General features: G+C 56.0%; 6 protein-coding genes and 2 rRNA genes. 2 read left to right on the top strand and 6 right to left on the bottom strand.

The features are described from left to right. The first annotated feature begins 16 nt into the window (after window positions 1-16). Together RGAI101_RS10380 and rrf are read left to right on the top strand one after the other, a co-directional pair. A 23S ribosomal RNA gene (locus RGAI101_RS10380) occupies window positions 17-2,912 on the top strand. A 197-nt stretch (window positions 2,913-3,109) separates the two neighbouring features. Then, a 5S ribosomal RNA gene (gene rrf, locus RGAI101_RS10375) occupies window positions 3,110-3,224 on the top strand. A 488-nt stretch (window positions 3,225-3,712) separates the two neighbouring features. Here the strand turns inward: rrf and RGAI101_RS10370 are convergent. From RGAI101_RS10370 to RGAI101_RS10345, 6 genes are all read right to left on the bottom strand, one after another. Then, window positions 3,713-5,017: a ferredoxin reductase family protein gene (locus RGAI101_RS10370; protein WP_008229463.1), complete on the bottom strand. Its 1,305-nt coding sequence runs from the start codon at window positions 5,015-5,017 to the stop codon at window positions 3,713-3,715. Window positions 5,018-5,269: 252 nt separating this feature from the next. Then, window positions 5,270-7,156 carry a bifunctional sugar phosphate isomerase/epimerase/4-hydroxyphenylpyruvate dioxygenase family protein gene (locus RGAI101_RS10365; RefSeq protein WP_008229286.1) on the bottom strand — a complete coding sequence of 629 codons (1,887 nt, stop codon included), beginning with the start codon at window positions 7,154-7,156 and terminating at the stop codon, window positions 5,270-5,272. After that, on the bottom strand, window positions 7,153-8,004 hold the full coding sequence (locus RGAI101_RS10360) for a shikimate dehydrogenase family protein (protein WP_008226434.1): 852 nt from the start codon (window positions 8,002-8,004) through the stop codon (window positions 7,153-7,155). The genes RGAI101_RS10365 and RGAI101_RS10360 overlap by 4 nt, the downstream gene beginning before the upstream one ends. Then, entirely contained in the window at window positions 8,001-9,509 is a 1,509-nt protein-coding gene (locus tag RGAI101_RS10355) for a tripartite tricarboxylate transporter permease (RefSeq protein ID WP_008227436.1), read from the bottom strand. The genes RGAI101_RS10360 and RGAI101_RS10355 overlap by 4 nt, the downstream gene beginning before the upstream one ends. Further along, the gene (locus RGAI101_RS10350) at window positions 9,509-10,084 is read right to left on the bottom strand and encodes a tripartite tricarboxylate transporter TctB family protein (protein ID WP_008227533.1); all 576 of its coding nucleotides are present in this window, start codon (window positions 10,082-10,084) and stop codon (window positions 9,509-9,511) included. The genes RGAI101_RS10355 and RGAI101_RS10350 overlap by 1 nt, the downstream gene beginning before the upstream one ends. Window positions 10,085-10,217: 133 nt before the next feature. Beyond that, window positions 10,218-11,216, bottom strand: coding sequence for a Bug family tripartite tricarboxylate transporter substrate binding protein (locus RGAI101_RS10345; RefSeq protein WP_008227000.1), 999 nt, complete (start codon window positions 11,214-11,216; stop codon window positions 10,218-10,220). Window positions 11,217-11,225: the final 9 nt, after the last annotated feature.

Raw genomic sequence — 11,225 nt, 5'->3', positions numbered from 1 at the left:
TGCTTTTTCTGGATCAAATCAAGCGCGAAAAGGGCGTTTGGTGAATGCCTTGGCAGTAAGAGGCGATGAAAGACGTGATACTCTGCGATAAGCCATGGGGAGCTGAGAATAAGCTTTGATCCATGGATTTCTGAATGGGGCAACCCACCTGATACTTTGTTATTATTACCCTTCGGGGTAGCTAATAATGAGGTAAACCAGGTATTTATAGACTGAATACATAGGTTTATAAAAGCAAACCCGGGGAACTGAAACATCTAAGTACCCGGAGGAAAGGAAATCAATTGATACTCCCCTAGTAGCGGCGAGCGAACGGGGACCAGCCGAGCCTCAATTGTGGTTAGAATGCGTTGGAATGCGCAACCAAAGTGGGTGACAGTCCCGTATAAGAAGCATGAGAGGACGTATTAAGTAGGGCGGAACACGTGAAATTCTGTCTGAAGATCGGAGGACCACCTTCGAAGGCTAAGTACTCCTTACTGACCGATAGTGAACCAGTACCGTGAGGGAAAGGTGAAAAGCACCCCGACGAGGGGAGTGAAACAGTACCTGAAACCGAACGCCTACAATCAGTTGGAGGATCTTTACGATCTGACAGCGTACCTTTTGTATAATGGGTCATCGACTTGGTCTCACAAGCAAGCTTAAGCCGTTAGGTGTAGGCGCAGCGAAAGCGAGTCTTAATAGGGCGTTGAGTTTGTGGGATCAGACCCGAAACCGAGTGATCTAGGCATGGCCAGGTTGAAGGTAAGGTAACACTTACTGGAGGACCGAACCCACATCCGTTGAAAAGGATCGGGATGAGCTGTGCCTAGGGGTGAAAGGCCAATCAAACTCGGAGATAGCTGGTTCTCTGCGAAATCTATTTAGGTAGAGCGTCATCCGAATACCCTCGGGGGTAGAGCACTGGATGGGTAATGGGGCCCCACAGGCTTACTGATCCTAACCAAACTCCGAATACCGAGGAGTACTAGATGGCAGACACACGGCGAATGCTAACGTCCGTCGTGAAGAGGGAAACAACCCTGACCTACAGCTAAGGCCCCTAATTCATGGCTAAGTGGGAAAGCAGGTGAGACGACCAAAACAACCAGGAGGTTGGCTTAGAAGCAGCCATCCTTTAAAGATAGCGTAACAGCTCACTGGTCTAAATAAGTTGTCTTGCGGCGAAGATGTAACGGGGCTCAAGCCATGAGCCGAAGCTTAGGATGCATTTATTGCATGGTAGCAGAGCGTAGTGTGACATAAGACTACGTCTTTATTGATCTTTTGTAGTACCAAGGTTTGTTGTTTGGGTGTTCGCACTCAAGTAGCCAAAGGCGGTAGTGCATATAAAGAGATCATAAAAGACAAAGTCTTTTCTGTGAAGCGGGCCTGTGAGGGATCCCGTGGAGAGATCACTAGTGAGAATGATGACATGAGTAGCGACAAAGAGTGTGAGAGACACTCTCGCCGAAAATCCAAGGGTTCCTGCTTAAAGCTAATCTGAGCAGGGTAAGCCGACCCCTAAGGCGAGGCCGAAAGGCGTAGTCGATGGGAACCAGGTTAATATTCCTGGGCCAGATGGAAGTGACGGATCTCGAGGGTAGTTCATCCTTATCGGATTGAATGGGCTGCTTAGAGGTCCCTGGAAATAGCTCCATCGCTAGATCGTACCCTAAACCGACACAGGTGGATAGGTAGAGAATACCAAGGCGCTTGAGAGAACTATGTTGAAGGAACTCGGCAAAATACCTCCGTAAGTTCGCGAGAAGGAGGCCCGGTTTCTAGGCAACTAGAGGCTGGGGGCACAAACCAGGGGGTGGCGACTGTTTATTAAAAACACAGGGCTCTGCGAAGTCGTAAGACGACGTATAGGGTCTGACGCCTGCCCGGTGCCTGAAGGTTAAAAGGAGGGGTGAGAGCTCTGAATTGAAGCCCAGGTAAACGGCGGCCGTAACTATAACGGTCCTAAGGTAGCGAAATTCCTTGTCGGGTAAGTTCCGACCTGCACGAATGGCGTAACGACTTCCCCGCTGTCTCCAACATAGACTCAGCGAAATTGAATTACCGGTCAAGATGCCGGTTACCCGCGGTTAGACGGAAAGACCCCGTGCACCTTTACTACAACTTCACACTGGCATTAGGCCGAACATGTGCAGGATAGGTGGTGGGCTTTGAAGCGTGGACGCCAGTCTGCGTGGAGCCTCCCTTGAGATACCACCCTTGTTCTGCTTGATGTCTAACCGCGGTCCGTTATCCGGATCCGGGACCCTGTGTGGTGGGTAGTTTGACTGGGGCGGTCGCCTCCTAAATCGTAACGGAGGCGCGCGAAGGTTGGCTCAGAGCGGTCGGAAATCGCTCGTTGAGTGCAATGGCAGAAGCCAGCCTGACTGCGAGACTGACAAGTCGAGCAGAGTCGAAAGACGGCCATAGTGATCCGGTGGTCCCAAGTGGGAGGGCCATCGCTCAACGGATAAAAGGTACGCCGGGGATAACAGGCTGATACTGCCCAAGAGTCCATATCGACGGCAGTGTTTGGCACCTCGATGTCGGCTCATCTCATCCTGGGGCTGGAGCAGGTCCCAAGGGTACGGCTGTTCGCCGTTTAAAGAGGTACGTGAGCTGGGTTTAGAACGTCGTGAGACAGTTCGGTCCCTATCTTCCGTGGGTGTAGGATACTTGAGAGGAGTTGCCCCTAGTACGAGAGGACCGGGGTGAACGATCCACTGGTGGACCAGTTGTTATGCCAATAGCAGTGCTGGGTAGCTATGATCGGACAGGATAACCGCTGAAGGCATCTAAGCGGGAAGCCCCCCTCAAAACAAGGTATCCCTGAGAGCCGAGGTAGACCACCTCGTCGATAGGCCAGAGATGTAAGCGTAGTAATACGTTCAGTTGACTGGTACTAATGGCTCGATAGGCTTGATTTGATCCAGTAGAAGCAAGACTTTTACGGATTTATCAAAAGCATACACACATACATAAATGTACTGACTTGGACTTCGTTGTTATCGCCAGGGAAATGGCGATAACAACAAACGTGTGGCTACGCGCATTGCTCTGCAATACGCTCTCGCCACCGTCGCTTTTTGCTACGCAAAACAGCGACGTTGATGAATTTATTCGGTTTGGTGGTCATAGCGTAAGCAAAACACCCGATCCCATCCCGAACTCGGCAGTTAAGTGCTACTGCGCCAATGGTACTGCGTCTTAAGACGTGGGAGAGTAGGTCACCGCCAAACCTAATAAGTTCATCAATCAAAAACGTATCTCTCTACGATGAAATCAAAGACAAATCCAAACAAACAAAACACTGATTGAAAAACACAATCAGGAATAATGTCTTGCATCCAGTTGAAAATGTGCGCCGCGAAGGCAGGATCGAGAAATGTACAGCGCTTGGCTTTAAAGTCGGGCCCTTGCTTGTGAGAGAACGGGAGCCACACGCCCCATCACGGCGAAGGTAAAGCCAGGACGCTTCAGGCACCTTCCCATATTTGCGAGATATTCAATTCCATCTTGAGCCTTTCGCCAGCAAGGCTCTGGTATTTCACGACTATGCCGGATTTCTGGAAGTAATTTCACCACGACCCACAAGTCCTTAGAGTGCCCATGAAACACCCGCAGTCATCAGCGCAGGGCAAACGCGAGAAGCGCGAGGCACAGGATGATATTCTGTGCCCAGATTGCGGCCAAGATGCGCCGTCGCAGACACATGTGATTGAATAGTCTAGTCATAGTAAAACCGCTCTGAAAGTATACGATGGGAAGGCACGCCGCACTTCAGGAGGTGATTTTCGACGATATCCATCATGACCGGCGGCCCACACAACACAAAGACCCATTCTTTGTACTGTTGCGTCGAAAAGACGTGATCCATCAGCGCCGCATCGATGATACCCGTCGCACCTTGCCAGTCCGGGGGCGGGGCCGACAACACATATGTCACGTCCTGCGCACCCAATTCATCCGAATAGGCAATCTGATCTTCGGTCCGATTCCCATAGACCAGCCTGATTTCGCGCGGATCGCCTGTCAGGCGCAGGTGCCTGAGAATGCCCAACAGCGGGGCAAGGCCGACACCGCCCGCAATCAGGGCGATCCCTGGCTCAGTGCGGTTTTCGACGGACAGGTGGCCAAAAGGGCCATCAAGATACGCAGCCGTGCCGGGCTTGATCTGGCCCAGGGTTCGCGTGAAATCACCGAATTCCTTGATCATGAAAGAAATCGTCGGCCGCGCCGCGGGTGTAGAAGATAACGAAAAGGGATTTTCCTTGAGCGAGAAAGGACTGTGGCCCACATTCAGCCAAACGAATTGTCCCGCACTGTAATCAAGCCCGTGATGGTCTTTGGGGGCGAGGGTCAATTCCCACTGTCCCGGTGTCAACGGGGTGACAGACATCACACGCCACGCGCGATTTCTATCCCGCAGCGGCACGAGCAGATAAACATAGAACAGCGACCCAACCGCGATGCCGGTCATCGTGATCCACAGCCAGATCATCACCGGCTGCGATCCGTACCGCCCTGCATAGACGGTGTGATGCAGCAAAAGGGCCGCGATCAAGAGCGCGCCGATGCCATGCATCAGACGCCACGTTTCGTATTTATAGTCCAGCTGACTGCGCCCGACTGCCAGAAGAACAAGGCCTGGCAGCAAAAGATAGGCCGCAATACCCGTCGAAAGATCGGAAAAACCGGTCGTGATCGTTATCTGCCGCGACGGGTCCCACGGGCGCGGTCCGCCTGACGGTGTCCCTTGGTAAAGCAGCGGATGGACCACCGCAAAAGCGAGTGCCGTGCGGGCCATCATCTGGTGAACCCGCATTGTCACGTCCATGCCGATGCCATTGGAAATGCTCTTGAAGCGGCCGGAAAGGACGAATTCCATCAGGATCATAGAAAAGGCAAGAATGCCGAGGCCCGAAGCAAGTTCCTGATGGACCGCACGCGTCGGGGCGCCCGTCAGCCAGGACAAGATCAGCGGAAGGGTGACGACGACAAGATAGGCAGCGATCAAAAACAGGGGTTTCATATCTTCCTTCTGCGCACGTGGTCCCGCGATGTGATTTCGATGCTTTTGAGAGAAAGTTTAGATGCTTTTTCACGGGGCCAATATGTCATGGATCAATGGATGGCCCTAAAGGGGGCAAAGATGCGGTGCGCGACACTGGAAATTGCCACCGGACCAACGACAAAACGGCGGCACCCCGTTAGGAATGCCGCCGTTTGTCCAAACCCGAGGGTTGGCACCGGGCCAGTGTGTTTGTGGGGACGCTGATGCCCCCTATCGTCTGGGCATTCTCTTGGGGCGCATCAGACGCTTTTGTGCTGCGATCCGGAACGGTGCGTTTGGTGCGCCATATCCTTTGTAACCGCCCCGCCTTTCTACAATTTCGAAAAACATTCCGCCCGCATAGGGCTGCGAATAGAATTGAAAAAAAGCCCCCTGCGCATCTTCGTCGTACAGGATGTTGGCGGCCTTCAAGGCGGCAAGCATGTCGGGGTCCAGATCGAACCGGGCAACCAGATCGGCATAGTAGTTCTCCGACATCGGTAACGGTTTGAAACCCCGCTGGGCCATCGCGTCGGCTGTAGCAAAGATATCGCTGGTGGAAAGGGCGATATGCTGAACAGACGCGCCAAAGCTGTCGGCCAGAAAGTTTCCTGCCATCGTACGATGCGTTTCCGCCCCGTTCAGCGTGATGCGAAACGACCCGTCCGCTGTCTCGAGCGCTTGACTGCGCACCAGCCCGTCCGGATCAACCACATCCACCATCGGTGATTTCTGCATCTGGAACAGCGTGGTGTAGAACAACGACCAGCTTAGCATTTCGTCATAGCTCATGGTCTGCGCAAGGTGGTCGATCCGCTCAAGTCCCGCGCCCGCCTTGTCGGCCGCCGTCTTGATGAATTCAACCGACCAAACGTCACTCAGGCCGCTGGTCTTGTCGATGAAATGCAGGACACTGCCGCTTTGTCCCCGGATCGCGGGAATGTTCAGCTCGCCCGGGCCAATGGCCTGCTCGAACGGGTCGGCACCCAACGACTTTGCCCTCGAAACCGTCTTGGCGGCCGCGTCGACGGATATTCCGATATCGCAAACGGTCGTACCGTGGGTGGTATAGGCACTGCTGGCATAGCCTGAGGTTTCGCGGTTAATGACGATGCGGATGTCACCCTGGGTCCAAAGCGACAGCTTTTTCGCGATATGCGTGCCGGAGTGTTGAAACCCAAGCGTATCCAGAATGGCTTCCAACGCTTCGGCCTCTTCACCGCGCGTGGCGAATTCAACGAACGATACGCCATCGACATTGGACCGCGCAGGCATGGGGGCGATGTCTGCAGGGGCAGTCGGCGCATCCCGCCGCACGTCATCCATCAGCGCAATCAGTGACCGATGGCCATCCTTCGCGATAGTCTTGGGCTGTCCACCCCGGAACTGGTCGTTGAAAATCTCGAGCGAGATCGGCCCGGCGTATCCCGTGGCCATCACCGCTTTCATAAAGTCGACAACAGGCAGATCGCCCTCGAACGGCATGTTGCGAAAGTGGCGGGACCAATACAGCAGGTCCATATCGATCAACGGCGCATCGGCGAGTTGCACGAAAAAGATCTTGTCGCCGGGAATACGGCGGATCGTTTCAGGGTCGATCTTGCGGGCCAGGGTGTGAAAACTATCAAGGATCAGGCCGACATTCGCATGGTCTGCGCGGCGCACGATTTCCCACGCATCGCGGTGATCGTTGACATGGCGACCCCAGGCCAGCGCTTCAAAGCCGACCCGCAGGTCACGCTTGGCCGCACGTGCGCCCAGCTCGTGAAAGTCAGCCGCCGCACGGTCGATGCCGCCAAGTGCCTCCGGATGGCAGGACGAACAAATCAACACCAGATCAGTGCCCAGTTCCTGCATCAGATCGAATTTGCGTTCCGCGCGGTCGAACGCCTTTGCCCGCAGCGGGGCGGGCAGGCCTTCAAAGTCCCTGAACGGTTGGAACAATGTGATCTCGAGCCCCATAGACCGTATCAGGTCGCCCACCTCGCGGGGGTTTCCGTCATGGGCGATGAAATCCTGTTCAAAGATTTCGATGCCATCAAAGCCCGCAGCGGCAATCGCTTCAAGCTTTTCCGGCAGGTTGCCCGAGATCGAAACAGTGGCGATTGATGTTTTCATACCTCTTCCCCTTGAATGGCATTGCGCAGATCCGATGGGTCTATTTCGACGCCGGTAAAGATTTTCCAGGCATCCAGACCTTGCCCGAAGAACAGCTCGTATCCGGAAATCACGGTCAGGCTTGCCTGCACGGCGTCTTGTAGGAATTGCGTGTCTACCGGGGTATAAACGGCGTCAAAGGCCCAGCTTGCACCCTGCATCGCCTCGGCTGGCAAGGCTGTTCCTCCAATTCCGACCATCCCCAACGGGGTGCAGTTGATCAGGCCGTCCGCGCCTTTGGCCGCCTGGATCGCATCGGTCGAGGTTTCAACCGTGGTGTCCGATCCAAGCGCGCGCAGCGCGTCGGCAAGCGCATCTGCCTTTGTCGGATCCAGATCAACGCAGCGGATGGTCTGCGCCTTGAGCGCACCCAGACCGAAGGCCACCGCCTTGCCGACCCCGCCAGTACCGATCAGGCAAACGATGCCGGGGTTCTGCGCACCGCGCACTGCCCTGTAGGCATGCATGAACCCGGTGTAATCCGTGTTGAACCCTTTCGGGCCATCTGCATCGAAAACCACGGTGTTGACGGCCCCGATGGCACGGACTAGCGGATCGGCAACAGTCACTTTCGAGGTCACCAGTTCCTTGTAGGGGTAGGTGACGTTGATGCCGCAAAACCCGCCGCTTTGGGCTTGGGCAAAGACGTCGTCAAACGACAGCCCCATGTCCTTGGGGATCAGGCGGTCATAGGTGACGTCCAAGCCGGCCAACTGTCCGGCAGTTCGATGCAGGCGCGGCGATTTGGACCGGCTGATGTTGTCGCCGATCAGGCCAAGCTTGATGGTTTTGGAAGCAGGAGAGGTCATGACGGTGTCTTTCTAAACAGGCGTTTCTTCATCGCTGTCCAAAGCGGTGTCTGGCTCACGAAAATCAGAATCACGGCGACGAACAGCACAAGGGAAAGAGGGCTGGTGAAGACGCCTTCGAAAAAGCGGCCCAGATCCTCACGTTCCGATATGATTGCGCGACGCCAGTTGTCATCCAGCAGACGGGACAGGATGACACCCAGGATCACGGGCCCCAAAGGATAGCCGTAGTGGCGCATGAAATAGCCGAACACGCCAAAGCCGAGCATCCAGTAAACGTCCGTGATTGAATTGTTCACCGCATAGGCACCGACGATCGACAGCAGCAGGATCAGCGGGATGATGATGGCCCGCGGCATCTCGACGATCTTGGTGAAGATCTTGATGCCGGTCAGGCCGAAGATCAGCATGAAGATGTTCGCGGTGAAAAGTGCCCCGACGATGAACCAGAACATGTTCGGCTGGTCGATCATCAGCATCGGGCCGGGGTTCAGGCCGTGGATGAACAGCGCGCCGATCATGATCGCGGTGACCGCATCGCCGGGAATTCCCAGCGTCATCATCGGGATGAAGGCCCCGCCGACGGCGGCGTTGTTCGCGGTCTCGGGGGCCACCAGCCCCTCCATCGCGCCTTCACCAAAGGGGGTTTTCGGGTTTTTGGTCACACGTTTTGCGTGGTCATAGGCCATCAGCGCCGCAATATCGCCGCCCGTTCCGGGCAACGCGCCGATCACCACCCCGATGGTCGAGGTTTGCAGGGACAGCGGCAGGAATTTCTTGACGGTCCCGAAGGAAGGAACGATCTTGTCGATCTTCTGGCGGACGGCTTTCATGTTGACGTTCTGCAACTGCATCAGTGCTTCGGACACGCCGAACATGCCGATCATCACGGCGATAAAGGAAATGCCGCCTTCCATGATCTGAAAATCAAAGGTGAACCGTTCCGTAAAGGTCAGCGGGTCGCGGCCGACGGCACCGATGGCGATGCCCAGTGAGCCTGCGAATATCCCCTTGATCATCGACCCACTGGACAGCGAACCGACCAGGAGGATGCCCAGAACCGCCAGCAGCATGTAGTCGCGCGGCTGAAAGCTGAGCGCGAATTCCGAAACGAACGGGGCGGCGAGGGCCAGCACCAGAATGCCGATCAGCCCCCCAAAGAACGACATGACCGTTGTCACGCCGATGGCTTGGCCCGCTTCGCCGCGTTGCGCCATGGGGTAGCCGTCCATGGCCGTCGCAATGGCAGACGGGGCACCGGGAATGTTCAACAGAATGGCCGTGCGCGAACCGCCATAGACGCCGCCCATGTAGATGCCGACCATCAATGAAATCGCGGGGTAAACGTCCCATGAAAAGGTAAAGGAGATCAGGATCGATACGGCCATTGTGACCGAAAGACCGGGAATGGCCCCGATGTAGATGCCCGCAAAGGTGCCCACGCCGACAAGCAATAGCAGTTCAGGCTGGGTGAATACGGTAAGGATGGCGAGAAACGTTTCCATCAGGATGCTCCTGCGGCGATGAGGTTGCGGAAGAACTGGATGAATTCAGCTTCGGGCAGGACGCCGGAGGGCAAGAGCACCGTGAACACCACCCGAAAGACGATCCAGATCAGAACCAGTGATCCAAGGGCGACGGCCAGCGTATAGCCCCAGCCCCGTTTCGCGAGCACCTTGATCGCGACGATCAGAAACAGGCCAGCCGTGAGGACAAACCCCAGCGGCTGCAAAAGCAAACCGAACAGGATCAGAAATCCGATGAAGACGATCACGGTGCCGGGCAGGATATCCTTGGCCAGCGTTTCGGTCGTGACCTTCGGCAGACCTGCCGTGCGCAGGACCACGATAAAGGCTGAGATCGCCATGACCAGCGTCGTGGCCATCGGAATGGCACCCGGTGCCGACAGGGCTTCGAAGCCCGAGATGCCATAAGCGCTATAGAGCAAGAACAGGCTGGCCGCTGTCAGGAACAGGGCAAAAGCCAATTCCCCGGGCCGGCGCTTTTCAACATATCCGCCCGGCGTTGCGTCGGATGTGCCGTCGTGATGATCGATGTCACCTCTGAAATCCGGATCCATGATCCTCTCCTCCCTGGGGTTGATCCGGGCTCCTCCCCCGGAACGCAAAGCGCCGCCCAGCATCTTCAGGCGCGGGCGGCACCAAGTTTGGCAGGCCCGAAGGCCGGCCGTCCGATAAAATCGGGGTGTCGTCTTATGGGCGTGCGATGCCGAACTCTTCCGGGGACGTCTTGGCCAGACCAGCGTCCTGAAGAAGCCATGCGGTACCTTGCTGCCATTTCGACAGGAACGCGGTCGCGTCGTCGCCGCTGATGCCCATCATGGTAAAGCCACGGTCGTCCATCAGCTTTACGAAATCAGGGTGTGCGGCACCTTCGGAGTAGGCCGCGCTTAGCTTGGCCACGACATCGTCAGCTGTGCCTTTGGGTACGAAGACGCCAAAGAACGGACCCCAAGGCAGGTACTTGCTGTAGCCATCGTTGAACGATGTCACGGCGGGCACTTCTGGCAGTTTTGGGTTCTGTTCGACATCAAAGATCGCGATAGGCTTCATCGCGCCGGCGCGGATGCTTTCGATTGCGGCACCCAGAACGGCGGGCATCACGTCGATGGCACCACCCTGAAGGGCTGTCAGTGCAGGACCGTCACCGTCGTAAGGGACTGCGATCACGTCCAGATTGCCTTCGACTGTGTTCATCATCGCGGTAACGACCGAAGGAACGCCGCCGGGGCCGGTTGAACCGATGCGCAGCTCGCCAGGGTTCTTGGCGATGTAGTCCATCATGCCTGCGTAATCGTCGAAAGGCGCGTCATTGTTGGCAACCAGAATTGGCGTGCCGCGTGCCAGAATGTTGATTGGTGTGAATTCGGAGTAGTCTTTGTCGCCAAGGCCCATAACCTTGTAGAGCAGCGGGTTTTCCGCGCCCATCAGCAAGGTGTAGCCGTCAGCTTTCGCGCCGGCAACGTGGTTCAGGGCGATCGCGCCAACCGCACCGGTCATGTTCTGCATAACGACCGTGCCACCAAGCGCCGCTTCGGCGTGGGGTGTGACGGACCGCATCACGGTGTCTGTCGACCCACCGGCACCCCATTGGATGATGCCCTGGATTTCTTTGGTTGGGTATTCCTGAGCCATTGCAACGCTTGTGCTCAGCCCGAACGCAACAAGTGCGCCAATCAGTTTACGAGACATTTGTGTCCT

Source organism: Roseobacter sp. GAI101 (genome assembly GCF_000156335.1).
In the GTDB taxonomy this organism is placed as follows: domain Bacteria; phylum Pseudomonadota; class Alphaproteobacteria; order Rhodobacterales; family Rhodobacteraceae; genus Sulfitobacter.
Note: the sequence above shows the minus strand (reverse complement) of the source record. Positions and strands in the feature narration are given on the sequence as shown.